This window comes from Bifidobacterium sp. KRGSERBCFTRI, from assembly GCF_025908335.1.
Window position 1 is genome coordinate 1,366,030 of the sequence record NZ_CP109653.1, and the last position, 26,060, is coordinate 1,392,089.

Below are 26,060 nucleotides of genomic sequence, written 5' to 3' on the forward strand. Positions count from 1 at the left end.
CGTTAACGTTTCTTTTTAAGTGCTTGGCCTCGTAAGCCGCACACAACATTCTATGATAGAGGTTTTTTAAGCGATTTGTGCCTATTTCACGAAAAAACATCGTTTTCGTGTTGCATGGCCGTCCAAAGTCAGACCCAATCGTCCGGTTCCACGCCCTGCGGGCCGACATATTCGCCATTCGGCACATAGCTTGGTTCGCCTTGATCCTCCAGTCGCGCGTCGCTAAACAGCATCACATCCCTGCCGAAGGTCCAATCGCCATCGATATCAACGGATTTCGCCGCGGCGAGCGAAGGCACACCGTATGGGAAACGGGCATCGAAATCGTGGATGTTCTTGTAATAGCGCGCGTCCAAATGGACGTCGGGGAAGATGTAGTTGCCGTCTTCCATCTCGTACTGGTCCGTCAGATGGAATCGGTCGGACCGCATGATGAACAAATCGTCAGTGGTCTTCACCGGCAGGAAACGCATACGGTCGACGCATACGCAGGTCGCGCCATCGAAAAGCGACACCGCGGCTCCCATGGCGGTCTCCAGCTGAATGACCGGCTCGCTGGTCGGATCGGTCGGGTCGACCGTCTTCTTATTGCGGATTACCGGAAGGGGAAGCACGCCGTCATAGGATGCGAGTTTCGCTTTCAGCGCATCGATACGCACCCAAATGCTGTTCGTGTTGAAGTACGGATGCTTGTCGATGTTCTGCGCGTCGTCCTTGTCGTCTGGATGGACCTGGCTCATCTCACGCAGCATCAGACGGCCCGTGGCCTTGTCTCGCACGATGTGGCCGCCCTTACGATCGGCTGGGGTGCGTTTGGCGACCTCGATCATGAACGGTGCGCCCGTATTCTCGAAATGCTGCGCAAGCGTACGGGAGGGACGCGCGCCCAGGTTGTCGGAATTGGAGATGAAAAGGTATTTGAACCCCTGCGCCTCAAGCGCGTCAAGCAGACCGGATTCCCAAATGGTGGAGAACAGGTCGCCGTGGCCCGGCGGGCACCATTCGAGTTCCGGATTGGCCGGGAAGCTGACGGGCATTCCCGTTTCCGCGCTGATCTTCGGCTCCTGATGCTGGATGATTTCCATCGGGATGTCTTCCTGATGGAATTTCTTATTGGTCTGCAGCACCTTCATGGTGTCTTTGGAGGTACGGAAGGAGTTCATCAGAGTCAATGGCAGATCGACGCCAAGTCTGGTCCGCGCGGTCAACACCTGTCCGATGATGATGTCGATGAAACGCATCTGCCGTGCCTTGTGGCGACGTACCGGCAGCAGCGACTTGGCGCAATCGAGTCCCATCGAAGTGCCAAGACCGCCGTTAAGCTTCAGGAACGCCGTTTTGGCGAACGCGTCAACGGCCTTGTCGTGATTGATGGTCTCATACACGTCATGGAAGCTGGGAACGCTGACGAGCGGTTCGACCTCGTCCTCACGAATCCAACTGCTGGCCTCCTCATTGCGCCAGACCTCGTACAGACGACGGAACTGGGCGATGGCCATGTCGGTCATTCCGTGCTTCCGCATCTTCGCGGCAGAGTATTCGAATACGTCCTCAGTCAATGTCTCTCCCTTTCGAACGGGCGTTGTTATTCGATGCGCTTATGCCATAATACGACATTCCGCCAAAATCGGGGGCATTTAGACACAGAACCAACATGAACTTCCGGTGGAGCAATTGCCGGAAAACCCTCAAATATCCGAAGCCAAACTCTCCGGAATGGATGCGACTCGCTTTCCGACACGATGTGTTTGAAAAACCGTAGAGATTATGCTATACTTCATATTCGGTGCTTTTCGCACCGTTCGGACCATAGCGCAGTTTGGTAGCGCACTTGACTGGGGGTCAAGGGGTCGCGGGTTCAAATCCCGCTGGTCCGACCAAGAAAGCCCGTCGCCCCGCCGTTTCCACAGTATTGAAACGGCGGGTTTTTCGTTATGTTTGGGCAGTGAACTGCGGCATACAGCCCCTCAGAATGGCATCTATCGGAGCCGGAAGCTGGACGTCAGGACGGTCTTGAGCGCATGCAAATATGTAGCCTGCGATATTTTTCATGTTTCTTGCCGTTTAATGCGATTAACGCATGGGTTCAGAGAGGTGATTCGGTTTGCAGCAGAACGACACGCAGCCACAGTTCGACGACGTCGACGAATTCGCCCATGTGTTCGATTCAACGCTTCCCGAAGATGAATGGAAGATTCGATTGCCCCGCGAGCTTGGCTTGGAAGCCCGCGAACGCGCTCGGCATGATGGCATCACGCTTACCGAATTGACCCGCAGGGCACTCTTGTCCGACGATTCCGATGGCTGTTCAGACGCGGTCGGCATCGGGCGCATGCCAAAGAACAGCGACGGGCGCAAACAGCTTGGCGACGAATGGAAGATCAAACTCCCCTACGCCGTAGGCCATAAGGCGCGGGCCAAGGCCAAGCAGGACGGCATTTCATTAAGCTCGCTCGCGCGCAGAGCCATAACGGGGTATCTCAGAACACGCAACCAGGATGAACATCCTCTGTTCTGACGCTGTCGGCCTAAGCTGTGCGTAAAGGAAAGCAAAAGCCGGCAACGACCCAGATTCAATAAGGCAGAGGGGCGTGCGCCATGGTCTGAACCAGGCGCACGCCCCTCTTCTAACAGTTCCGGTGGTTACTTGCGTTTCTTCTTCTCACGGACATTCACCGAAATCTGAATCGGCGATCCTTCGAAGCCGAATTCCTCGCGCAGACACCGTTCGATGTAGCGGCGATAGCCATGCTCCAAGAAGCCGGTGGCGAAGATCACGAAGCGCGGCGGTCTGGTGGACGCCTGCGTCGCGAACAGGATTCGCGGCTGCTTGCCGCCACGCAGCGGATGCGGGTGGGCAGCTTGGATCTTGCCAAGGAACGCGTTGAGTTTGCCGGTGGGGATGCGCTTGTCCCATGATGCCAAGGCGCCACGCATGGCATTGGCCAAACGATTGGTGTGCCATCCGGTCTTTGCCGACAGATTGACGCGCTGAGCCCAAGTGACGCGATTGAACTCGGTCTTCCACAGGCGTTCCATACGCTGACGGTCGAACTCGTCCATCAGGTCCCACTTGTTGAACACAAGCACGATGCAACGGCCCGCGTCCACGGCCTGGCTCATGACCTTCAGGTCTTGGTCGGAAATCGGCTGGGAGGCATCGAACAGCACCAAGGCAAGCTCGGAACGTTCGATCGCGGCCTGCGTACGCAACGAGGAGAAGTATTCCGCGCCGGACAGCTTGTGCAGACGACGTTTGATACCTGCGGTATCGATGAACAGCCAATCCTCGCCATCGACGGTGACGACCTCATCGACCGGATCTCGCGTGGTGCCCGCAAGATCGTTGACGACGGTGCGTTCCTCGTGGGCCAGCTGATTGAGCAGGGAGGATTTGCCGACGTTCGGGCGTCCGACCAGAGCCACGCGGCGCAGATGCGACGGCGTAAGGAAGCCGGATGTCCTTTCCGCTTTCTTCAACGAGTCGAGTGCGGCGTCAAGCAGTTCGCCGATGCCACGACCGTGCATGGCGGAAATGCCATACGGCTCCCCCAGACCCATCTTCCAGAATTCGGCGGTCAGGTATTCGCTTTCGCGATCATCGACCTTGTTCACCGCAAGCGTCACCGGCTTGCCGGCGGCACGGAGCATTTTGACGATGCGTTCGTCCGTGTCGGTGAGACCGACCAGACCGTCCACCACGAGAATCACGGCATCGGCAAGCTGCACGGCGATTTGCGCTTGGGATGCGATGGCGGATTCGATGCCTTCCACGTCGGTTTCCCAGCCGCCCGTGTCGACCAGTTTGAAATCGGTGCCGCACCATTCGGCGTCGTAGCTCACACGGTCGCGAGTCACGCCGGGGGTGTCCTCCACCACGGCTGCGCGACGGCCGAGAATACGGTTCACCAGAGTGGATTTGCCGACGTTCGGACGTCCGACCACGGCAAGTACGCCGACCGGTTTCGGACCATTCTTGCTTTCGCCACCAGAGAACGCCGTTCCATCGATCAGCTCCTCATCGCCTTCATCCAGCTCATAGCCTTCGAGGTTGGAAACGTACTGGCGGTATTCCTGTTCCTCGATGGCGTCGTCAACGATACGGACGAGCACGTCAAGGGTCTCGCCGAAGTTGAGATCGGAGTTGTCGACGGTCAACACGCCTTCCGCGGCGGATGTGAAGTTGGTGACTTTCGAATCGGCCTTGTCGCGTGCCGCGACATTTTCCGCACCCACACCCGAGACGGCCTGTCCGCTACGTCGGGCCTGACGGACCTCTTCACGCGCGGTAAGCAGGATGCGCACTTCGGCGTCGGGAGCGACGACGGTGGTGATATCACGGCCCTCAGCAACAATACCGGCGCCTTCGGAGAAGGAATCGACCGAAGCCTCTCGTGCGATGTAGGCACGTTGCGCGGCGATCAACACGTGACGCACAGGGATGATGTTGGACACCTTGGACACGTGCGAAGAGACCTCGGAAGAACGGATGGCCTCGCTGATGTCCTCGTCATCGGCGTACACCTTCGGATCGTCCGGATCGACGCTGATGTCGAAATGGCCGTCGGTGAAGAATTCGCCGACGGTTTCGGTGACGAGCTGCTCATCGATGGTTTCGGCATCCAAATCGATGCCTTTGTGCATGCACCACCAGGCGCAGGCACGGTACATCGCGCCTGTGTCGAGGTATGCGAAACCATAATATTTGGCCAGTGCCTTGGACGTGGATGATTTGCCGACGCCCGCAGGCCCATCAATAGCTACACGGATCACAGTCCCACCGCCTTGGATAGAGAACGGACCTCAGCCTGCGACAACACGCGATACGTGCCGCTTTTCAGGTCGCCGAGTTTGATCGGACCGATCTGCGTGCGTACCAGACGCTTGACGGGAAAACCGATCGAGCCGAAAATACGGCGCACGATGCGGTTCTTGCCCGAATGCAGCACGACCTTGACCAACGTGCTTTCGCGGCTGGAGTCGAGAATAGCGCAGCGGTCGAGTTTGATCCACCCATCGTCGAGCTTCACGCCCGTGGTGACGAGCCTGCGGCACACCTGACCGCTGATGCGTCCTTCCAGCGTGGCGATGTAGGTCTTTTCGACCTCATATTTGGGGTGCATGACGTGCTGGCTCAGTTCGCCGTCGTTCGTCATGAGGATTAGGCCTTCCGAATCATAATCCAGACGGCCCATGTGGAAAATACGCTCGTACTTGTCTCCGACGATGTCGCGCAAAGTGTAGCGTCCCTTGGGATCCTCCATGGCGCTCAGCACGCGTTTCGGCTTGTTCAACGCAAGCGTGACATGGTTAGGGTTCACACGCACGCGAGAACCGTCGACACGGACCTCCTGACGTTTCGGATCGACTCGGGTGCCAAGTTCGGTAATCAGCTCGCCATCGATCTCAACGCGACCATCGGTGATGATTTCCTCGCATTTACGGCGCGAGCCGAAGCCCGCCTGAGCGAGAAGTTTCTGCAGGCGAATGCCTTCATTGTCATGATTGTGCGCCTTGGCGGCGCGAGAATATGCGTTTGGCATCGTTCTCCCAACGTGGCCGGATAATACTTACAGGGACTGCTGGTAGTATGGCAGTCGTTTGGCGGCTTTCATAAAAACCGCAACTTGTCCACTATATGACAGAGGAAAGACTATGACTGCTGTTGAAGCAACGTCCGTAACAGAGGAAGAACAGAGCAAGCCACTGGCCCTTCGCGCAGGCGCGGAGCTGGTGGGAAGCTTCATCATCTGCTTCGCCATCTACTCGATTTGCACGCTTGGTTCCGCGATCTACGGCGTGAATATGGCGTTCATCGCCTTGCTGACAGGTTTGGTGTACGCCGCCGCCACCCTGATATTCGGCACGATTTCCGGCGCCCAGTTCAATCCGGCGGTCTCCGTTGCGGCGATGCTGTCCGGCAAAACCCATGTGCTTGACGGAGTGCTCTATATTATCGCTCAGGTGCTGGGTGGTATCGGCGCAGGCGCCGCCATCCGCTTCCTGCTGCCGACATCCGAGCAGGTAACGCTGAAAATCTGGCTGACGCCGGTCATTAACGGTTTTGACAAGAATTCCGTCTCCTATGCCACGCTCGGCAATTACGGCGTGTCCTTCAGCATCACTCTGGCCATCGCCGTTGAACTCGTCGCGGGCATCATCATCGTCGCCACCGCGCTCAACACCACCAGTGAATCCGGAAAGACCAATACCAGCCATGCCATCGCCATGGGTCTCGCCTACGGTGTCGGCGCCGCAATCTCCTATCCGGTAACAGGCGCCGCTCTGAATCCGGCTCGTGCCACTGGCATCGCCATCTTCGCCCAGAATCAGGGCCTTTCCCAAGAGCCTCTGCAGCAGCTGTGGGTGTTCTGGATCTGCCCGATTCTCGCAGCCGCCATCGTCTCGCTTGTGGCCATAGTCGCGTCCATGATCGGCACCAAGAAAAACGTTTCGGAAGCCGAGCAGGATTCCGAAACGCTGGAGACCATAGCCGACGACGCGTCAGACGATGCCGACGGGCACGAGGGCGAGCAGGATGAACAGTCCGACGCCCAGACCGATGCCGATGAAAGCGTCGAAGCCAACTGAACGGACTTTCCAAGGACTACGCTCGCGCATTACGAGTCTGATTAGTCCTGTTATGATGGCCGTCACCGCGATTACCGTGGTGGCGGCTTTTACATGGCCTAAGACCGCAAGCACTGTGGCTATAACCACCATTGCCGCAACGATCCATTCAAACCACGGCTTGCCTTCATGGTCTTCGGAAACGTAGGGATGACTCATATCGCAGGCCTTTCGTTATATGTCAACGCGCGTCCGCGCACGGAACGCAATCATAATAATAAAACGTGGCGTCCGAAACCAGCGAATGGTTTCGGACGCCACGTCATTTATCGCGCCGCGACGCTCCCAGCTTGCCGGTCGACGCTTCCACTGAACTCAGTGGAAGAAGTGTCGGGTACCGGTCACATACATGGTGACGCCGGCCTTGCGGGCCGCCTCGAACACTTCCTCATCACGAATGGACCCACCAGGCTGGACGATGGCCTTGACACCGGCGTTGATCAGAATCTCGGCACCGTCGGCGAACGGGAAGAACGCGTCGGACGCGGCCACCGCTCCCTTGGTGCGGTTGGCTCCGTCAGCCAGCGTGTTGGCACGCTCGACGGACAGATTGGCGGAATCCACACGATTGACCTGGCCCATGCCGATGCCTACGGTTGCCTGATCGTGAGCGATAAGTATGGCGTTGGATTTGACGCACCGGATGGCACGCCATGCGAACACCAGATCCCTGACGGTTTCAGCGTCGGCCGGCTCGCCGGAAACCAGCTTCCACGCGTTCGGATCGTCGCCTGGAGCGTCAATCAGATCGGTGGACTGCACGAGCAGACCGCCGTCAATCTGACGGAACTGGGTCTTGGTCTTCGGAGGCTCAGACACCTTCAGGATACGCAGGTTCTTCTTCTTGGTCTGGAGCAGTTCAAGCGCATCGGCGTCGTAATCGGGCGCGACGATGACTTCGGTGAAGATTGGACGAACACTTTCGGCCATTTCCATGGTGACCTTGCTGTTCGCAGCAATCACACCGCCATAGGCGCTCATCGGATCGCATGCGTGCGCCTTCTTGTGCGCCTCTGCCACGGTAGCGCCGATGGCCAGACCGCATGGATTGTTGTGCTTGACCACTGCGACGGCGATCTGAGGCGCGAAATCCCACACGGCACGCCATGCGGCGTCGGCATCGACGTAATTGTTGTAGCTCATCGGCTTGCCGCCAAGCTGTTCAGCGTGTGCGAAGCCGTTCTGGTTGAGCGGATCCAGATACAGCGAAGCCTGCTGGTGAGGGTTCTCGCCGTAACGCAGCACGTGCGCGCGGTCCCACGTACGGGTGAACGTGGCCGGGAACTTGGCCTCATTCACTTCGGTCTCGCCTTCGGAAACCGGCTGTTCGATGGACGCCGGCTTCGGCCAATGCTTCGCGGTCCACTCGTTGATGGTGGCGTCGTAGGCGGCCGTATGGGCGAACGCCTTTCCTGCGAGCCAGCGACGCTCATCAAGGGAGAAGCCCTCGCCGTTCTCGATGCGGGAGGCGACGAGTGCATAATCGTTCGGATCGGTGATGATGGCGACGGTGGCGCTGTTCTTGGCTGCGCCACGCACCATGGACGGACCGCCGATATCGATCTTTTCGATGGTGGCGGCTTCGTCAGCTCCGGAGCGGACCGTGTCGGCGAACGGATACAGATTGACGACCACCAGATCGAACGGCTTGATGCCAAACTTCTCGAGCTGGGAGGCATGGTCGGGGTTGGTCATGTCGGCGAGGATACCGGCATGGATATGCGGGTCAAGGGTCTTGACGCGGCCATCAAGGCATTCCGGGAAACCAGTGACTTCGGAGACCTCGGTCACTTTGACACCCAGCTCAGCCAGACGCTTCGCGGTGGAACCGGTGGAAACCACCTCGGTGCCCGCCTTGATGAACGCTTCGGCAAGTACCTCGATGCCTTCCTTATGGAAGACTGATACCAGAGCCCGTCGTATCGGTCGATTCGTTGTTGTCACCCTGATCCTCCTTGTTATTGTTGTTCGAGGCGACCGTGCGAAGCGCACGTGTTTCCTCACGGCTGTTTTCCGTGGATTCGGGGGCGGTCTCCCTCTTTCCACGTTCGCGTATACGCTTCATCATCCAGCGTATGGCGAAAAATATGCTCACGGCCACCAAAGTCAGCAGCCATGCGGAGAACAAACCCATGGCGGTGGGTTGTCCCACCTTACGGGTTGATGCGATCACGTCTACGCCGACGTGCGCAAGATGTTTCGATCCCAAGCCTCCGTTTCCCAAGGCGAACAGCAAGCTGGAAGCCACGGACACGACGGCGCTGGTAATCGAAAAAGCAGCAATCGGATAGGCAAAACTCAGCACAACGCGTTTGACGTCGATGTTCCGTCCTGATTCACCTACTCTGATATGGAATCCCTTATTAAACAACATGACGACCATGCCGGTAGCAAAAGCGGATGCCAATGGTATGCACATCAGCGCGATTCTCACCCAATCCGTCTCAACCGCCTGTGGCATCATACCGAAAAGAGGCAAGGCGGGGAGCCCGTCACCCTGTCCGGTCCATAATGTGAATTCGGCTAAATCGCCGATTGAGAAGCCGGCGCCGAAAGTCCATGAGACAGCCCAAATCATCAGATTCGGAAGCCATGCGAGCATACTGATCGTGGTAAGAATACGAGACCCGTTCTGCATGCCCGAAAGTTCATATAGCTTCGCTATCGATGATTGATTGCTTATTGCCCAAAAAACAACGACGATCAGACCGACCAGCAGATACGCCGCCTCCAGCAGCAGCCCTAGGACGGAACCGATGACCATGGTCTTTCGCACCGGCGATGACACATGAGATCGAATCCATTCGGTACAGGCTTGGGGCCATGACGCATTCGGAATCGCCGCGACCGCATATCCGAGGATGAAAACAAGCGCCGTTTTGATGGCGATCATCGTCATCGAATCAACGATTTCGATATTTATGCTTCTGGCGAAGAAGATGTTTACGGCTTCCCAAAAGACCAGACCGGCCGCGAATCCACGCAGACTCGTGCCGAATCTTCTGGCGAGCTGCGCGATAAGGGCGATAAGCAGTACCGTCAAGAGCAACGGCACAATCGTCAACGTGATGGCATCAGTCTTGAACCCGATACCTTGGCTGAGCAGCACCAACGCCTCGGTAAGAGGCACCGAGAAGGCGGAGAGATTGTCCCCGCCTTCTTCCATGGATATGACCAGAAGCATTAGGGCCATATAGCAGCCCAAGGCAACGGCGTAAATAATCATGGACACTGCCGCGACGGCAAGCCCTTTCAGCCAATACTTCAGGTTCGTCATCATAGCGATTGGGAAGCGAGCACCTCTCGCATGATTTCAGCGGTCTGTCCGGGAGTACGACCGACACGGATGCCAACGGCCTCAAGGGCTTCTTTCTTATCCTGCGCGGTGCCCTTGCCGCCGGAAACGATGGCGCCGGCATGGCCCATCTGCTTGCCTTCCGGCGCGGTGAATCCCGCGATGTAGGCCACGACGGGCTTGGTCATATGTTCGGAAGCCCACTTGGCAGCGTCCTGTTCGGCGCTGCCACCGATTTCGCCGATCATGACAACGGCTTTGGTGGCTTCATCGTTCTCAAAGGCTTCCAAAGCCTCCTGCAAGGTCGTGCCGACGATCGGATCGCCGCCCGCGCCAAGGCATGCGGTGAAACCGATGTCAGACAGCTCCCCCATCAGCTGATAGGTCAACGTTCCGGACTTGGACACCAAACCCAACGGGCCGCGGGACACGATGCCATCTGGAATAATGCCGAGGTTGCAGCCCTTGGCGTCCTTAGAAGATGGCAGCGTCAACAGACCAGGACAATTCGGCCCAACGATGCGCACGCCCTTACGCAAGGCCAACTCGACGAAATACGCGCTGTCCGCCACCGGAATGCCTTCGGTGATGACGACAATCAGTTCGATGCCGGCTTCAATGGCCTCAACGACGGCGTCCTTGGCGAAGCGCGGCGGCACGAACACGACGCTTGCTTTGGCTCCAGTGGCTTCGATGGCTTCAGAGCAGTTGGCGAACACGTGAATGGTGGCGTCCTCGCCATTTTTGGCTTCAGGGAAGGTGACGTCCAGCCCAGCCTTGCGGGCGTTCACGCCACCGACGATGTTGGTGCCGGCCTTGAGCATGCGGGCCGTGTGGGTCATGCCCTGATGCCCGGTCATGCCCTGGACGATGACCGGAGCGCCATCTTCAATGAAAAGCGTCATTTCAGCGAACCTCCTTGGCCGCGAAACGTGCGGCCTGCTGTGCGGCTTCCTCCATGGTCTGAGCGACGTGCAGGTTGGCGCGGCCGGCTTGGGCCAAAATGTTCAGACCTTCCGCCGCCGCATTGCCATCGAATCGCACGACGATAGGCTTGCTGCTGCCAAGTTCGTCAAGCGCCTCGAGAATGCCCTTCGCGACCTGTTCACACGAGGTGATGCCACCGTACACATTGATGAGCACGGATTCGACCTGCGGGTCGGACAGCACGATTCCAAGACTATTCGACATCACTTCGGCGGAAGCGCCTCCGCCGATGTCGAGGAAGTTTGCGGGCTTGACATTCGTGCCCTGATCCTCGCCTGCGCCTGACACCGCGTCAAGAGAGCTCATGACGAGTCCCGCACCATTGCCGATCACACCGACGGAACCCTTGAGATGCACATAATGCAGTCCATGTTCGCGGGCTTTTTGCTCATATGGATCGACATAAATCGGATCGGTGAAACGTTTCCAACCATCATGGCGGAACGATGCATTGTCATCAAGGGAGATCTTGGCGTCCAGCGCGCACAACGACTTGGAAGATTCGTCATCCGGATCGCCGATTTTTGCAAGCGGGTTGATTTCCACAAGCGTGGCGTCGTTCTCCTTGAAGCAACGCCACATTTTCAGCAGAATCTGCGCGGCCTGATCAACATCGGCATGATAGAAGCCGATGCTTTCAGCCATCTTGGTGGCCGCTTCCAAATCGAAATCGTCAAGAGCATCGATATGCAGACGCTTCACGGATTCCGGATGCTCTTTGGCGATTTCCTCAACCTCAGTACCGCCATTCGCAGTGGCGAGCACGTCGAAATCACGAGAGGATCGGTCCACTGAGATGGAGACGTAATACTCGTGAAGGATGTTCTTCGCCTCGGCCACCAGCACGCCGCTAACCTTGTGCTTGTGAATGGTCATCGGCAGAATGTCTTCCGACGCGAGAATGGACTCGTCACGGGTCTTGGCGAGCTTGACTCCGCCGGCCTGGCCACGGTGTCCAATCTTCACCTGCGCCTTAATCACATTGGGATATCCAATCTGGTCGGCCGCTTCGGCGACTTCATGGGAGTTCTGGGCGAATATTGCCTTAGGAGTCGGGATACCCTGTTCTTCGAGCAATTCCCTGGCTTGATACTCATAGAGATCCATGGATCATTCCCTTTGGTTGTTTGTTCTGAATGGTTGACGAAAACGGAGTTATCAGGCAGGCATGCACACCAGCGAGCTTGTCGGATAATCGCCTAGCGATTTCATGCCGTCAATACCGGTAAGTTCCATGACGAAGCTGAATCCAGCAACGACGCCTCCGCACTTCTCGATGAGGCTACGCGCCGCATTGGCGGTTCCACCGGTGGCGATCAGATCGTCGACGATCAATACGCGCACTCCCTCATGGACAACGTTGGTTTCGATTTCCATTGACGCCTGACCATATTCGAGGTCATAGCTTTGCGACATGGTTTCTGGAGGCAATTTGCCGGCTTTACGGACCGCGATAAACCCCTTTCCGAGACGGGCGGCCAACGCTGGACCGAACAGGAATCCACGGGCTTCAAGGCCGACGACCATGTCGAAATCATCGACGTCTACTGGCAATGCCGCTTCAAGGGCCCCCATCAAAATACCGAACGCGCGCGCATCAGCCAACACCGGCATGAAATCGCGGAATAGGATGCCCTCCTTCGGAAAGCCCGGAATAGTACGTATTTTCGATACAAGATATGCTGCGTCTTCGGCTCCAACTTTGTTCAAGCCCGAAACGGTGATATCCGATGCTGCCATGACAGTGGTTTCCTTCTACCTTGGTTTACGGCACTTTGAATTATAGGTTTCCCGTGCGAAAAAGAACGGCGAAAACCTCAAAAATGAGATTTTCGCCGTCTAAAAATCAAAGAAATCAATCGTTCTTCTGCTCGTCAATGGGCTGCTGAATAACATCGGCATCCTGTGCGGGCTCTTCAGTCGCGTCGACGACAGGCTTCTGGTCGGGCTCGTCTTCCTTGGATAGCGGATTGCCGTTCTCATCGACCTCATCATCATGCACGTATGCCGGACGGACATATTCACGGCTGATGGCGTTGAAGCCGAAACGCAGTTGCGATCCTTCGGAATCAACGACGATCTCCTCGTATTCCGTATCGACGGAAACGACCTTGCCGATGATGCCACCGATGGTGATCACTTCAGTGCCGGGCTGCAGACTAGAACGGAAATTCTGACGTTCAGCTTGCTGCTGCTTGGCTTTCTTGGACTGCCAGAACATCATGCCGAACATTACAACGATAAGAACAACGAGAAAAAGGATATCCAAAATAAACTCCTCGGAGTCAGGGTCTCAACCGGAACACATTACTCAGGATGTGAAGTCTATGACATCTCATTGACATCATATGCGGATTCGTCGGGAGTGATACCAAGATGCTCCCATGCCTTGCGCGTGGCCACGCGGCCTTTCGGCGTGCGGATGAGGAAGCCCTCACGTACCAGATACGGTTCGCATACCGTTTCCACCGTTTCCGACTCCTCGCCCACCATGGCCGCCAGATTGTTCAAGCCGACGGGGCCTCCGTTGAAATTGGTGACGATGGCCTTAAGCACTGCTATATCCAGACGGTCAAGACCTTCGGTATCGATCTGATAAAGCGCCAACGCCTCCTTGACATCATCGGGACGCACCGATTCGAGATCGTGCACGATGGCCCAATCCCTAACACGACGAAGCAGGCGGTTGGCAATTCTCGGCGTGCCGCGGGAACGCATGGCCAGTTGGCGAGCGGCCCCGTCCTCCAACTGGATTCCCAACACTGCGGAGGAACGCTCAATCAGCTTTTCAAGCTCCTCATGCGGGTAGAAATCCAGATGCGCCGTGAAACCGAACCGCGCACGCAGCGGCGAGGGAAGCATGCCCTCTCGCGTGGTAGCACCGATAACCGTAAACCGAGGCAATGTCAGCGGAATGGATGAAGCTCCAGGGCCTTTGCCGACCATCACATCAACACGGAAATCCTCCATGGCGATGTACAGCAGTTCCTCGGCGGCACGGGGCAGACGGTGGATCTCATCGATAAAGAGCACCTCGCCGGCGTCCAGCGAACTCAGAATCGAAGCCAAATCACCAGCATGTTGGATGGCGGGACCGGAAGTGACGCGGATTGGAACTTCCAATTCATTGGCCACAATCATGGCCAAAGTGGTTTTGCCAAGTCCCGGAGGCCCCGCAAGCAGGATATGGTCCGGAGGAACGTCACGTTTTCGAGCAGCATCGAGGAAAAGCTGCAACTGCGCTTTGAGCCTTGGCTGTCCGATGAATCCCTCGAGGATATGAGGACGAAGCTCCTCGTCGCTGACCGGTTCGTTGCCGACGGGTGCGGCGGAAACCATACGGAGGGATTCCTCGTTCGCCCCGGTGTTCGGCTGTTCGAATGTATCAGTGTTCGTCATAATGGTCCGTTTCATCTACCTCTATCCAACGATGTCAGCGCGAGCTTCAGCACGCGTGGAACATCCTTGGCGTTCAACGGCGTCTCGATTTGATTATCGGCGCAGACCGTCTGCACCGCATGGGCAGCGTCCTGCTGGTGCCATCCCAAAGACATCAGACCTTCGACGACCTGTTCGGCCCCAGTGTCTTCAGGAGTCGAAGCGGTTGCGGAAGAACCCTCAATCTGGCTCAGATCAATGGAACCTTTCAGTTCGAGGATGATTTTCTGCGCGCCTTTCTTGCCTAATCCCGGAGCCTTGGCCAACGCAGTGGCATCACCATCCGCCACAGCCCTCGCAAGTCGATCGGGAGGCAAAGTGGACAGCAACGATAGCGCGACTTTCGGTCCGATGCCACTGACCTTCTGCAATTGCAGGAACATGCGTTTCGAGGCCAGCGTGCCGAAGCCGAATAAAGTGATGGCGTCCTGGGACACATTCAACGAAGTGTAGACCTTGATTTCCTGGCCGGCGTGCATGGAAGCCAAGTCGGCGGATGGCATCCTGACCTCATAGCCGACTCCCCCGACCTCGATAATGGCCGATACGGCGTCTACCGACTCCACATGGCCACGTAGCATGCCAATCATTATGGACGTCTCCTTCGCACAGGTCTAGAACATCTGTTCGATACAGCTTACATGCCTCTGCGGACGCCTTGTCTGCGCGCTGCTTTTTGCGAAGCCTGCGCCCACTGTCGTTGCGCCGCCGTGAGATGCTGTTCGCGTTCGCCGCCTTGCAGCGCACCAGCCGGACGCAACGCGTGACAGATCGCAATAGCCAGCGCGTCAGCCGCATCAGCCGGCTTTGGCAGCGTGTTCAATCCCAATATCCGCGCCACCATACGTTCCATCTGGATTTTCTCTGCTTTGCCGTTGCCGGTGATTGCAAGCTTTGATTCCGTCGGCGTATGCAACGCCACAGGAATGCCGCGTTGCGCCGCAGCGAGCATCGCCAACCCTGCCGCCTGTGCGGTTCCCAGCACCGTGTTACGGTTTTCTTGCGCGAACACTCGTTCGATGGACACCGCATCGGGAGCAAATCGTTCGATTTTTTCCACCAAGCCGTTGTAGATGGCCAGCAGACGCAGATCCTGGGAGGTTTTTGGATCGGAACGCACCACATCCACGTGGATAAAAGAAAGCCGGCGGTATGCGCCGGCTTCAATCACGCCGACCCCGCAGCGAGTCAGCCCGGGGTCGACGCCAAGAATAATCACGCTGGATTACTCCTCGTCAAGCTGGGCCATGACCTCGTCGGAGGCGGTCCAGTTGGAGTAGATGTTCTGGACATCGTCCAGATCATCGAGGTTGTCGATGAGCTTGGAGACCTTCTGGGCATCCTCAAGGCTCAGCTCGACCTCGTTCTTCGGCATCATGACCAGATCAGCGGAATCGTAATCGAAACCGGCGTCCTGGAGAGCCTTGCGCACGTCGATCATGTCGGACGGATCGGTGATGACGGTGAATACCTCACCATCGTCGGTCACGTCTTCGGCACCGGCTTCGGCGGCCTTCTCGAACAGGTTGTCGAAGTCAACGCCTTCGGCCGGAACAACGATCTGTCCCTTGCGTTCGAAGTTGAAGCTCACGGAACCAGTGGTGGCCAGGGAGCCATTGCCCTTGGTCAGGGTGGAACGCACGTCGGCGGCCGCACGGTTGCGGTTGTCGGTGAGGCATTCGATGATCAGGCCAACACCTGCCGGGGCGTAACCCTCGTACACGATGTCTTCATAGTTGGCGCCGCCGGCTTCCTCACCGGAACCACGCTTGACGGCGCGCTTGATGTTGTCGGCCGGCATGGAGGCCTTCTTGGCCTTGTAGATGGCGTCATACAGGGACGGGTTGCCGTCGGGATCGCCGCCACCCATACGTGCTGCGATCTCGATGTTCTTGATCAGCTTGGCGAACAGCTTGCCGCGCTTCGCGTCGATGGCGGCCTTCTTGTGCTTGGTGGTCGCCCACTTGGAATGACCTGACATAATGCTCCTAGGCAGGTTGCGGATGTTTCAAACGAAATGATTCTAAAGCGGTTCGCCGACAAAATGCCGAATACGAACCTGTGGCATTTCGCTTTTCGAACTTTTGGATGGGGTCTGCCCCCGGCTGTGACTACCGCCGATATGTTTTCTCCCCTATGACCATTTGGCGCTTGGCTTCGAAGATGCGTTGGAATACGGTGACTAATCCCAATCCGGCCAACAGTATCATGGCGATGGCGAGCCACAATCCCTGACGCGTCAATCCGGTGATGGCCATGCCCACCAGAATGATGGTCAAGCGATCGGCACGAGTGGCGATGCCGTTTTTCACCTCATAGCCGACTGATTCGGCACGAGCACGGGCATATGAAGTGACGAACGATGTCATCACGGCCACCGCGGCGGCGGCGATACCGATCATGCTCGTATAGTCAGGCGTGTTGTCGATGGCCGTATGCCACCAGTCACGATGCATAAGAAAGAAGATGATCACGCCTACGAGCATCGCCCAATCAGCGATGCGATCGAGCGTGGAGTCGAGAAAAGCCCCGAATTCGGTCCCACCCGTGGTAAGCGCGGCGATCGAGCCATCCAACGAATCGGCAAGCACAAGCAGAGTCAGAACAACCGCTCCCCCAAATAGCCATCCGGTCACACCGGTGGCGATGGCCACGACGATGGTGCCGACAGCACCAATCACCGTCACCGCATTGGCGGTCAGTCCTATGGCGATCAACGCTTTGGCTATTGGCTCGATGAGTTTTTTGAACGGCGCACGAAGATGCTCAAGCATGTGTTACTTCCTTCTCGATGAGAAAATGAGAAACGGCGCACAAACCTCTTGTCGAGATTCGTGCGCCGTTTCACGGTTCATGGTCGCGTGCGACTTGTTGCCACCGGTCTCGCTCAGTCGGCGAGGGCGGCCTTGAAGTCGTCTGCGGTGTTGACCTGGACGCGCTTCTTGATTACGGTCAGAATGTTCGCCTTCGCCTCATCGACCGGCACGCCGTTCAACTGGCTGCCGTCGCGGAAGCGGAAGCTGACCGCGTTGTTGTTCATATCCTCTTCGCCGACGATGAGGATGAACGGCGCCTTGGACTTGGATGCGTTGCGGATCTTCTTGCCGAAGCGATCGTCGGACAGGTCGATCTCGCAACGGACGGTCTCCTCTTCCAAGCTGGCGATGAACTTCTGCAGGTGCGGGGCGAACTCGTCCGCGACCGGCACGCCAAGCACCTGGACCGGGGCGAGCCACGCCGGGAAGGCGCCCGCGTAATGCTCAAGCAGCACCGCGAAGAAGCGTTCGATGGAGCCGAACAGCGCGCGGTGGATCATCACCGGACGCTGGTGCGTGCCATCGGCGGCGATGTATTCGAGCTTGAAACGTTCCGGAAGGTTGAAGTCGAGCTGGATGGTGGACACCTGCCAGGTACGTCCGATGGCGTCACGGGCCTGCACGGAGATCTTCGGACCGTAGAAGGCTGCGCCGCACGGATCGTCGACCAAGTCCAAACCGGATTCCTTGGCGACCTCGGCCAGCGTGTTGGTGGCTTCCTCCCAAATCTCGTCGGAACCGACGTACTTGTGCGGATCCTTGGTGGACAGCTCCAGATAGAAGTCATCCAGACCGAAGTCCTTCAACAGGCCGAGCACGAAGGTAAGCAGGCTCTTAAGCTCGTCCTTCATCTGCTCGCGGGTGCAGTAGATGTGGGAATCATCCTGAGTCAAGCCGCGCACGCGGGTCAGGCCATGCACTTCACCGGACTTCTCATAACGGTACACGGTGCCGAATTCGAACAGGCGCAGCGGCAGCTCACGGTAGGAACGCTGGCGGGACTTGAAGATCAGGTTGTGCATCGGGCAGTTCATCGGTTTCAGGTAGTAATCGAAGCCTTGCTTGATGACGTTGCCGTTCTCGTCCTTCTCCTCGTCCAGACGCATCGGCGGATACATGCTGTCCTTGTACCACTGCAGGTGGCCGGAGGTCTCATACAGGCCGCCCTTGGTGATGTGCGGGGTCTGCACGAAGCTGTAGTGGTGCTTGCGGTGCATCTCACGGGAATAGTCCTCCATGGCGTTGATGACGGCCGCGCCCTTCGGATGGAAGACGGCAAGGCCCGGACCGATCTCATCCGGGAAGGAGAACAGGTCCATTTCCGCGCCGAGCTTGCGGTGGTCGCGCTTGGCGGCCTCCTCCAGACGGGTCTGGTATGCCTTCAGGTCCTCCTTGGTGGCGAAGGCGGCGCCGTAAATGCGCTGCAGCATCGGATTGGCCTCGCTGCCGCGCCAGTATGCGGCGGCGGAACGCTCGATCTTGAACGCCTTGATGTAACGGGTGTTCGGCAGGTGCGGACCACGGCACAGGTCCTTCCAAACCACATTGCCTTCACGGTCGACGTTATCGTAGAAGCTCAGTTCCTTGCCGCTGATTTCGGTGGCGGCTTCCGGGTCAAGATGCGCTTCCTTATCCTTGATAAGTTCAAGCTTGTAGGGCTGGTCGGCTTCCTCGGCAAGAGCCTCTTCCTCGGTCACCACGCGGCGGCGGAAGGACTGGGAGAACTTGATAATGCGCTGCATGCGCTTTTCGATTTCCTTGAGGTCCTCCGGAGTGAAAGGAGTCTCGACATCGAAATCGTAGTAGAAGCCGTCTTTGATGACCGGTCCAACACCAAGCTTGGCGTCAGGGCGAATCTCCTGCACGGCCTGGGCCATGACATGGGTTGCGGAATGGCGCATGATGGCCACACCGTCCTCGCTATCGAGCGCGATGGGTTCCACAACGTCGCCGTCGTGCAGCTCGGTATAGAGATCGCGGGGTTCGCCGTTCAAACGCACCGCGATGATGTTCTTGTCGTCGGAGAAGAGCTGGACGCCGGTCTGGTCTGCCGCCACCTCCTTCTTTTCGCCGTTGAGTGTGATGGAGATGGTCTGTTCAGCCATGAGTTGTCCTTTGCTATCGGGGTCCGCGTTACCAATGTGCAGGCCTGGACTATATATCAACGATGAACAAGATAGGGTCAAGCGCAGACAACGGCACGCCATTTCGGTGAACGGAAGAACAACGCTGATTGAATGTCGCGAAAGGAAAGGTCCTTTACTGTTTACTGTCCGATGACGTGCGCATATGTATACTGCGGAGCCTGACGTGTGGACTTGATCATCACTTTGTCAGAGGGGCTGACCGATACCGTAGCGCCATACTTCACTTTGAGCCGCGACCCGACGCCACCGGCCAGATTGACCGCGTTCTGCAGATTGTCGCTGTCGCCGATCGCGCGAATGGTGAATGGGGATTTCAGTTTGGTGCCATCGCAGACGAGACTGCCGGCCGTGCCACTGATGTAAGTGCTGGTTACCACGCGGACATTGTTGATCTCAATGACCTCGGCACCACTGTTGCGCAATTCCTCAAGCAACGTGAACAATATCGCGGAGTCAATCTTCTGTTTGGAACCCTGCGATATGCGGATGACCACGCCTTCTCCCGTAGCCGCGAGACGGCCGGATAGGATGCCGTTGGTCTGCGCGTTCTGCTTGGCGATTTCCGCGGCTTTCTCATTTTTGTCCGCGGTGTCTTTCAAAGCGTTCAGCTGGCTGGAGAGTTCGTTCTTACGCTGTTCGAGCTTTTGGACCTGAGCATTGGTCTCGCTGATGAGCTTGGTTAATTCATCTTCGCTCATCGTCTCATAGGTGGATGTCGTGTTGTTTATCTGGATCACATAGCCGAAGCCAAGCAAGGCGCACAATATCGTGACCAGAATGCTGGAATACAGTCGGGTTCGTGTGACCTTCGCATCAAGTGAGATTCGCTTCTTGGCCTTGACCATGGGGAACGCACCGGTTTGGGTGCTGTCATTGTTCTGGTCCTTGACCCTCTGCTCATGGATTCTGGACAGCATGTCCTTGCTGTTCGCGTCTTGTCCGCTCATACCGCATCAACCTTTAAAGATGAAGCGTCGAATGGAGGACACATTGGTAAAGATTCGTATGCCGAGCACTACGATCACTGCGGTCTGCAGCTGGGAGCCGACTCCCAACTGGTTGCCGAGGAACACCAGCAGCGTCGCGGTGATGACATTCGAGAAGAAGGAGATCACGAACACTTTATCGGAAAAGCTGCGTTGGAAATACGCGCGTGCGGCGCCTAGCAACGCATCCAACGCGGCCAATACCATAATCGGCAGATACGGTTGGAGCTCGATGGGGATGTCCGGACGAACGAATACACCGATTACCACGCCGATGATAAGTCCCAAGACAGCTGCCATTACTTGTCCTTCCTCACATGCGTCGTGTCGCCAGCCACTGCAGCATCAAGTGTAATCGATTTGCTTTTGCTTATCTGCGGATAGATGCCGGCCTTTTTGAAATCGTCATACAGTTGTTTCTGCGTTGTCTTGCTTACCGATTTCGCCAAGGTCGCCTGATTGCCTATCGCCTCGATTCGATATGGGCTTTGCACCGAATTGACTCCGATGAGAATCGTCGATCCGGCAGTTCGAATCGAGGTTTGCACGCCAAGGCGGTTGCCGTTGATCGCGATCGCCTCCGCTCCGGATTGCCATAGCAAGGAGACAAGCAGCTGCAAATCGGAATCGGTGACGACTCGAACCTGGCTGCCATTTTCTCTTGGCAGTGAGGAGTCGGCATTGTCGCCGCTGACGGAAAGCGGGTTGGCTACGGTCAGGACAATGCCTTCCCCTTGCACCGGAAGCGTTCCATTGACCATTTCATCATCCTGCATCGTCTGGTTTAGGGACCAGCTTGCCAAGGATTCCGATTCAGATTCGATTTGCGACCGCAAGTCGTTGACGTCCTTGGTGAGGTCGCCGACCCGCTTCGTTTGTTCGGTCAGCTGGCTTGCCAACTGCTTGCGTACTTCTTTGCGTGGGTCAGTGCTCAGCTGGCGCACGAAAACGCTTCCCGCGGCACCCACAGCGATGCAGATGAGGAACACCAGAATCCTGGTGGCCCAAATCGAAACCGCCGAACGTTTTTTAGTGGCCAGGCGGGAGTCCGAATACAGGACGTCCATCGGACGATTGGTCAAATCGTCAATAAGCCGAAGCGAATCGTCATCGACATGTCTATGGCGTTGCGGCATGGCGGGCATGGAGGCCGGTTGCACATGATGGGATGACAGGCCGGCGAAGGATGACGAAAAAATGGCACGATGCTTTGTGGGTACGTTCTCCGGGGAAACGGGGAACGACGCGAAACGTGGAGCATCGGACTTCATATATGCGTCAATCCTTGCTGTTTGTATCGTTCTTCAACAGTTGGATGCCTTGGCGCATGTAGATGTACCCTGCAAGCCAATACAGTCCAACGCCCCAGATTCCGGTGGCAAGACCGCATAGATGCAGTGTATCCGCAGCGGAGTTGGACCAGATGTCGGCGAAGATCAACGCGACGATGGCGATAAGCAGCATCGCGGTACCGGCCTTGCCTACGAAATGAACAGGCAATGGGCCATAATCGTGCTGCGCCAAAACCAGTATCAGAACAGCCATGATCAAATCTCGCAGGCCGACGACGATCAGCATCCACCATGGAATGATGTTCGCCACACCCAAAGCAAGAATGCTGCAGAAGATCAGCAGACGATCGGCAATCGGATCGAGAATTTGCCCGATTTTGCTCACCTGATTGAATGATCTGGCGATCAGTCCGTCCAAACCATCGGATATCGCCGATAGCGCAAGCACGACCAAGGCGGTCACCATCCTGTGATGAGAGACCAGCATCGCGATAAAAGGAATCGAAATGATTCTCAACAGGCTGATGAAGTTCGGAACCGTGAAATAGATGTCTCGCGGTTCCGGACTGTATTGCTTCTTAATAATCAGTTTGCTCATATTACGAGCAACACTACATTCTCGAAGCCTGCAACGCGGTGACTATTATGCCACGGGCACCAACTTCATACAACTGGTCCATAAGCTGGTTCACCTTCGCCTTCGGAACCACCACACGCACGGCCGCCCACTGCTTATCATGCAGAGGCGAAATCGTCGGGCTTTCGAAACCCGGAGTGATATCCACTGCGGCGGACACCTTCTCGACCGGAATGTCGTAGTCCATAAGCACATTACGCTGGGCAGTGAGCACGCCTTGCAGACGCCTGCTCAGAATCGTCAGACGCTCGTCATCCGCCTCAAGACGAGGGGAACGAATCAATACGGCTTCAGAGTGCATCAGCGGTTCAGCGAAAATGCGCAGTCCCGCATTACGCAGAGTGGTCCCTGTGGAAACCACATCGGCGATCAGATCGGCGACGCCAAGCTGGACGGACGATTCGACGGCGCCGTCAAGGTGCACGGTTTCCGCGTTGATGCCATGCTCGACCAGATAGTCGTGTACGAGCTTGTCGAATGTGGTGGCGACTCGCTTGCCTTCAATATCCTCAAGCTTGGTAATCGGCGAATCGTTCGGGGCTGCGAAACGGAACGTGGAGGCTCCGAAGCCAAGCTGCATATGCTCCTCCGCATCGGTGCCGGAGTTCACGAGCAAATCATGCCCGGTGATTCCAACGTCGATGGTGCCGCGACCGACATAGACCGCAATGTCGAGGGGACGCAGGTAGAACAACTCAACATCATTGTCGGGATCCTCCACGACCAACTGGCGAGGGTTGCTCCTCAAACGGTAGCCGGCTTCCGCCAGCATGTTCCAGGCGGGTTCGGACAGCATGCCCTTATTAGGCACAGCGATTCTTAGCATGTTTCTCCTCTAAAAAAGGCCACACCTTCAACTGGCATGGCCCCGGGTTTCTCACAGGTTCTTGTAGATGTCCTCGAGTGTGATGCCACGATCGATCATCATGACCTGCAGATGGTAGATGAGCTGGCTCATTTCTTCGGCCGTGCGATCAGCACCCTCATATTCGGCGGCGATCCAAGTCTCTCCAGCCTCTTCGACGATCTTCTTGCCGATGAAGTGCGTGCCTTTGGCAAGCTCGTCGACGGTCAGGGAACCGGCCTGCTTGGTGGCGGCTTTCTCGCTCAATTCCGCGAACAGCGATTCAAAAGTCTTCATATTCGTATGCTTCCTTGTATGGTGGGCGTTCACGCCTTGAAGGCTGCTTCGGCCTTCTCGCGGATGGAGTCGATAGCCTCGGCCGGATTCTCGGCACCGTACACGGCGGAACCGGCGACCAGCACATCGGCACCGGCTTCGGCAACGATATGGGCGGTCTTGGGGCTCACGCCACCATCGACCTGGATCTTCGTCTTCAGGCCACGGCGGGTGATTTCGTCACGCAGACGACGAACCTTGGTCATCTGGTTGTCAAGGAACTTCTGACCGCCGAAGCCCGGTTCGACCGTCATGATAAGCACCATGTCGAATTCGTCAAGGATGTCGAAGATCGGCTCGACCGGTTCGGCCGGACGGACCGCGAAGCAAGCCTTGCAGCCCATGTCGCGCAGCTGACGCGCAAGACGAACCGGAGCATGCGTCGCTCCCATATGGAAGCTGACGGAAGCCGCACCAAGCTTGGCGTATTCCGGAGCCCAACGGTCCGGATCCTCGATCATCAGATGCACGTCGACCGGAAGGTCAGTGACTTGGCAGATGCGAGCTACAATCGGCTCACCCAACGTCAGATTCGGAACGAAATGATGGTCCATCACGTCCACGTGAACGAGATCGGCGTTGGAAATGGCCTTAAGGTCACGTTCCAGATTGCAGAAGTCAGCGGACAGGATGCTAGGTGCGATTTGAATAGTCATGGTTCTCATTCTATGGAAGGTAATCGACTTGATGTTACTTGTTGTCGGACTGGTCATCGGCATATGAGACGGATGAGCCATCGTTTGCCGTGATTTCATCCTTGGTTTTCGTAAGGTTGGCCTTCGCGGTCGGGAGACCGGTTTCTCCATCCTCGACGAGGCTTAGCTCAATCTCGGTGACGGTGCGCAACTTCTCGGCAAGCAGCTCGGTGGACTTTCCCATCTGCTGAATAACGATGAAAGCCACCACGCCAAGCACGAACACCGCCATGGACACCCATACGTTGATGCGCACGCCAAGGAACTCGTGCGCGAAATCAATGCGCAGAGCCTCGATCCAAGTGCGTCCCACCGTGTACCACATGATGTATATGGCGAACAAGGACCCGGCCTTGAGTTTTTTCATGATTTTGGAACCAAGGAAAACGATGAGCGCAGCACCGATGAGATTCCAAATCATCTCATACAGGAAGGTGGGGTGGAACAGCGTGCCTGTCGGGCAGGTCGCTCCGTCATAGCATTGTTCGCTGTGACCGATGGCGCTTCCCTCCATATTCAACTTCAAACCCCAAGGCAAGGTCGTCGGCGCGCCGTAGAGCTCTTGGTTGAACCAGTTGCCCAGACGTCCCACGGCCTGCGCCACGAGCAATCCTGGCGCGACGGCGTCACCGAGCAGAGCCATTGGATAATGCTTGTGACGACACCATGCCCAAGCGGCAAGCGCTCCAAGCAGGACGCCGCCCCAGATGCCCAGTCCGCCATTCCAGATGCGGAACATCTCCACCCAATCGCCGGTCGGTCCGAAGAAACGTTCCGGAGTGGTGATGATGTGGTATATACGCGCACCGATGATGCCGCTCGGCACCGCGACAAGCGTGATGTCGAGAATCTGATCGAAATTACCGCCATATCGTTTCCAATGAACGGTTGTCATCCATACCGCCAGCACGATGCCGAGCAGAATGCACAGCGCGTAGAAATGGATGGTCACCGGCCCGATGGAAAACTGCGAAATGGTGGGTGACGGAATGTAAGCAAGTGTCATGGTTTCCTGATGGTAGTCCACGTATACGATATGGTACGTGGACTACCAGTATGTTGTCTTTGGACTGGTTCAGTTGCGGGCGTTGTGGATGCCTTCGGCAAGCTCCTCAGTCTTCGCCGCCAAGGCCTTGAGACCGGTGGCTTCGTCGACTGCATGCTTGCCGGATTCGTCAATCATGGTATGCACCAGAGCCGAGCCTACGATGACACCGTCCGCATACGATCCGACACGAGCCCCCTGTTCCGCGGTGGACACGCCGATGCCTACGCACACGTTTTTCGCACCGGCCTTGCGGGTACGGGCGACCAGTTCCTTCGGGGATGCATCGATGGTGGAGCGTTCTCCGGTGACGCCCATGCGGGCGGCAGCATAGACGAAACCCCGCGCATTGTCCGCAACGACTTTCAGACGGTCTTCGGTGGAATCCGGAGATACCAGGAAGATGCGGTCGAGTCCGTGACGGTCGGAGGCTTCGATCCACTCGCCGGCCTCGTCCGGAATGAGATCCGGGGTGATGAGACCGGCTCCACCGGCGTTTTCGAAATCACGTGCGAATCGTTCGACGCCGTAATGGAAGATGAGGTTCCAATAGCTCATGACCAATGGCACTCCCCCGGCGTTCGCCACTGTTTCCACCGCTTTGAATACGTTGGCGATTTTTTCACCATTGTCGATGGCGATTTGCGATGCCGCCTGGATGACGGGACCGTCCATGACGGGGTCGGAATACGGCAGCCCGATTTCGACCGCGTTCACGCCGTGTTCGACCATGGTGCGGAAAGCTTTGAGCGAATAATCCGGATCAGGGAATCCGTATGGCAGATATCCGATGAATGCCGGCTTGTCGGCGGCTTTGAATTCATCGAACATGGTTTCCGTCGGGCTTGGCTTGTGGCTGATGCCGAGTGGCTGGCCGGACGGCGTGGATGATGTTGCGTTCGTCATGATGGT

At 57.0% G+C, this 26,060-nt stretch carries 27 protein-coding genes and 1 tRNA gene; 3 read left to right on the forward strand and 25 right to left on the reverse strand.

The genetic code is table 11. The annotated features are described in order from the left end of the window. Nucleotides 1–128 precede the first annotated feature (128 nt). Nucleotides 129–1,523, reverse strand: a complete 1,395-nt coding sequence (locus OGI63_RS05820) for a UTP--glucose-1-phosphate uridylyltransferase (RefSeq protein ID WP_050731478.1) — start codon at nt 1,521–1,523, stop codon at nt 129–131. A gap of 280 nt (nt 1,524–1,803) precedes the next feature. On the opposite strand from OGI63_RS05820, the gene OGI63_RS05825 reads away from it, so the two are divergent. Both OGI63_RS05825 and OGI63_RS05830 read left to right on the forward strand, forming a co-directional pair. Beyond that, a tRNA-Pro gene (locus OGI63_RS05825) sits at nt 1,804–1,880 on the forward strand. 224 nt (nt 1,881–2,104) lie between these two features. Further along, on the forward strand, nt 2,105–2,518 hold the full coding sequence (locus OGI63_RS05830; protein WP_003809266.1) for a hypothetical protein: 414 nt from the start codon (nt 2,105–2,107) through the stop codon (nt 2,516–2,518). Between the two features lie 125 nt (nt 2,519–2,643). On the opposite strand, the gene der is transcribed toward OGI63_RS05830, so the two are convergent. Further along, nucleotides 2,644–4,773, reverse strand: a complete 2,130-nt coding sequence (der, locus tag OGI63_RS05835; protein WP_041777306.1) for a bifunctional cytidylate kinase/GTPase Der — start codon at nt 4,771–4,773, stop codon at nt 2,644–2,646. Then, entirely contained in the window at nt 4,770–5,543 is a 774-nt protein-coding gene (locus tag OGI63_RS05840; protein ID WP_021913311.1) for a pseudouridine synthase, read from the reverse strand. The genes der and OGI63_RS05840 overlap by 4 nt, the downstream gene beginning before the upstream one ends. Before the next feature lie 112 nt (nt 5,544–5,655). Between OGI63_RS05840 and OGI63_RS05845 the strand changes: the two genes are divergently transcribed. Further along, nucleotides 5,656–6,591, forward strand: a complete 936-nt coding sequence (locus OGI63_RS05845; RefSeq protein WP_011743187.1) for an MIP/aquaporin family protein — start codon at nt 5,656–5,658, stop codon at nt 6,589–6,591. Here the strand turns inward: OGI63_RS05845 and OGI63_RS05850 are convergent. The 22 genes from OGI63_RS05850 to trpA form a co-directional block, all read right to left on the reverse strand. Continuing rightward, nucleotides 6,505–6,789 carry a DUF3017 domain-containing protein gene (locus OGI63_RS05850; RefSeq protein WP_080505085.1) on the reverse strand — a complete coding sequence of 95 codons (285 nt, stop codon included), beginning with the start codon at nt 6,787–6,789 and terminating at the stop codon, nt 6,505–6,507. The two genes, OGI63_RS05845 and OGI63_RS05850, sit on opposite strands and share 87 nt — an antisense overlap. Nucleotides 6,790–6,945: 156 nt before the next feature. Continuing rightward, on the reverse strand, nt 6,946–8,574 hold the full coding sequence (gene purH / locus OGI63_RS05855) for a bifunctional phosphoribosylaminoimidazolecarboxamide formyltransferase/IMP cyclohydrolase (protein WP_011743186.1): 1,629 nt from the start codon (nt 8,572–8,574) through the stop codon (nt 6,946–6,948). Next, nucleotides 8,522–9,907 (reverse strand): DUF6350 family protein, encoded by a 1,386-nt coding sequence (locus tag OGI63_RS05860; protein ID WP_011743185.1) that lies wholly within the window; start codon nt 9,905–9,907, stop codon nt 8,522–8,524. Before OGI63_RS05860 ends, purH begins: the two co-directional genes overlap by 53 nt. After that, nucleotides 9,907–10,830 carry a succinate--CoA ligase subunit alpha gene (gene sucD / locus OGI63_RS05865; protein WP_011743184.1) on the reverse strand — a complete coding sequence of 308 codons (924 nt, stop codon included), beginning with the start codon at nt 10,828–10,830 and terminating at the stop codon, nt 9,907–9,909. The genes OGI63_RS05860 and sucD overlap by 1 nt, the downstream gene beginning before the upstream one ends. A gap of 1 nt (nt 10,831) precedes the next feature. Beyond that, nucleotides 10,832–12,019, reverse strand: a complete 1,188-nt coding sequence (gene sucC, locus OGI63_RS05870) for an ADP-forming succinate--CoA ligase subunit beta (RefSeq protein WP_011743183.1) — start codon at nt 12,017–12,019, stop codon at nt 10,832–10,834. 51 nt (nt 12,020–12,070) lie between these two features. Continuing rightward, the gene (locus tag OGI63_RS05875; RefSeq protein ID WP_011743182.1) at nt 12,071–12,652 is read right to left on the reverse strand and encodes an adenine phosphoribosyltransferase; all 582 of its coding nucleotides are present in this window, start codon (nt 12,650–12,652) and stop codon (nt 12,071–12,073) included. Between the two features lie 115 nt (nt 12,653–12,767). Further along, entirely contained in the window at nt 12,768–13,145 is a 378-nt protein-coding gene (locus OGI63_RS05880) for a preprotein translocase subunit YajC (protein ID WP_229043300.1), read from the reverse strand. A gap of 92 nt (nt 13,146–13,237) precedes the next feature. Beyond that, nucleotides 13,238–14,326: a Holliday junction branch migration DNA helicase RuvB gene (gene ruvB, locus OGI63_RS05885; protein ID WP_011743180.1), complete on the reverse strand. Its 1,089-nt coding sequence runs from the start codon at nt 14,324–14,326 to the stop codon at nt 13,238–13,240. Next, the gene (ruvA, locus tag OGI63_RS05890; protein ID WP_011743179.1) at nt 14,323–14,940 is read right to left on the reverse strand and encodes a Holliday junction branch migration protein RuvA; all 618 of its coding nucleotides are present in this window, start codon (nt 14,938–14,940) and stop codon (nt 14,323–14,325) included. Before ruvA ends, ruvB begins: the two co-directional genes overlap by 4 nt. Before the next feature lie 47 nt (nt 14,941–14,987). Continuing rightward, nucleotides 14,988–15,569 carry a crossover junction endodeoxyribonuclease RuvC gene (gene ruvC, locus OGI63_RS05895; RefSeq protein ID WP_003809282.1) on the reverse strand — a complete coding sequence of 194 codons (582 nt, stop codon included), beginning with the start codon at nt 15,567–15,569 and terminating at the stop codon, nt 14,988–14,990. A 6-nt stretch (nt 15,570–15,575) separates the two neighbouring features. Next, the gene (locus tag OGI63_RS05900; RefSeq protein WP_003809285.1) at nt 15,576–16,331 is read right to left on the reverse strand and encodes a YebC/PmpR family DNA-binding transcriptional regulator; all 756 of its coding nucleotides are present in this window, start codon (nt 16,329–16,331) and stop codon (nt 15,576–15,578) included. 130 nt (nt 16,332–16,461) lie between these two features. Continuing rightward, nucleotides 16,462–17,124, reverse strand: coding sequence for a phosphatidylinositol phosphate synthase (pgsA, locus tag OGI63_RS05905; protein ID WP_003809290.1), 663 nt, complete (start codon nt 17,122–17,124; stop codon nt 16,462–16,464). A gap of 113 nt (nt 17,125–17,237) precedes the next feature. Continuing rightward, nucleotides 17,238–19,271: a threonine--tRNA ligase gene (gene thrS, locus OGI63_RS05910; protein ID WP_264309064.1), complete on the reverse strand. Its 2,034-nt coding sequence runs from the start codon at nt 19,269–19,271 to the stop codon at nt 17,238–17,240. Between the two features lie 161 nt (nt 19,272–19,432). After that, on the reverse strand, nt 19,433–20,260 hold the full coding sequence (locus OGI63_RS05915; RefSeq protein WP_003809294.1) for a DUF881 domain-containing protein: 828 nt from the start codon (nt 20,258–20,260) through the stop codon (nt 19,433–19,435). A gap of 6 nt (nt 20,261–20,266) precedes the next feature. After that, nucleotides 20,267–20,599 carry a small basic family protein gene (locus OGI63_RS05920; RefSeq protein WP_003809295.1) on the reverse strand — a complete coding sequence of 111 codons (333 nt, stop codon included), beginning with the start codon at nt 20,597–20,599 and terminating at the stop codon, nt 20,267–20,269. Then, nucleotides 20,599–21,570, reverse strand: a complete 972-nt coding sequence (locus OGI63_RS05925; RefSeq protein WP_011743176.1) for a DUF881 domain-containing protein — start codon at nt 21,568–21,570, stop codon at nt 20,599–20,601. Before OGI63_RS05925 ends, OGI63_RS05920 begins: the two co-directional genes overlap by 1 nt. Nucleotides 21,571–21,577: 7 nt before the next feature. Then, nucleotides 21,578–22,189 (reverse strand): CDP-alcohol phosphatidyltransferase family protein, encoded by a 612-nt coding sequence (locus OGI63_RS05930; RefSeq protein WP_003809300.1) that lies wholly within the window; start codon nt 22,187–22,189, stop codon nt 21,578–21,580. A gap of 13 nt (nt 22,190–22,202) precedes the next feature. Continuing rightward, nucleotides 22,203–23,054 (reverse strand): ATP phosphoribosyltransferase, encoded by an 852-nt coding sequence (gene hisG / locus OGI63_RS05935; protein WP_003809302.1) that lies wholly within the window; start codon nt 23,052–23,054, stop codon nt 22,203–22,205. A gap of 51 nt (nt 23,055–23,105) precedes the next feature. After that, entirely contained in the window at nt 23,106–23,369 is a 264-nt protein-coding gene (locus OGI63_RS05940; RefSeq protein ID WP_003809305.1) for a phosphoribosyl-ATP diphosphatase, read from the reverse strand. Nucleotides 23,370–23,398: 29 nt separating this feature from the next. Next, nucleotides 23,399–24,064 (reverse strand): ribulose-phosphate 3-epimerase, encoded by a 666-nt coding sequence (gene rpe / locus OGI63_RS05945; protein WP_041777302.1) that lies wholly within the window; start codon nt 24,062–24,064, stop codon nt 23,399–23,401. A gap of 34 nt (nt 24,065–24,098) precedes the next feature. Next, nucleotides 24,099–25,109, reverse strand: coding sequence for a prolipoprotein diacylglyceryl transferase (gene lgt / locus OGI63_RS05950; RefSeq protein WP_011743173.1), 1,011 nt, complete (start codon nt 25,107–25,109; stop codon nt 24,099–24,101). A 69-nt stretch (nt 25,110–25,178) separates the two neighbouring features. Then, nucleotides 25,179–26,054, reverse strand: coding sequence for a tryptophan synthase subunit alpha (gene trpA, locus OGI63_RS05955; RefSeq protein ID WP_011743172.1), 876 nt, complete (start codon nt 26,052–26,054; stop codon nt 25,179–25,181). Nucleotides 26,055–26,060: the final 6 nt, after the last annotated feature.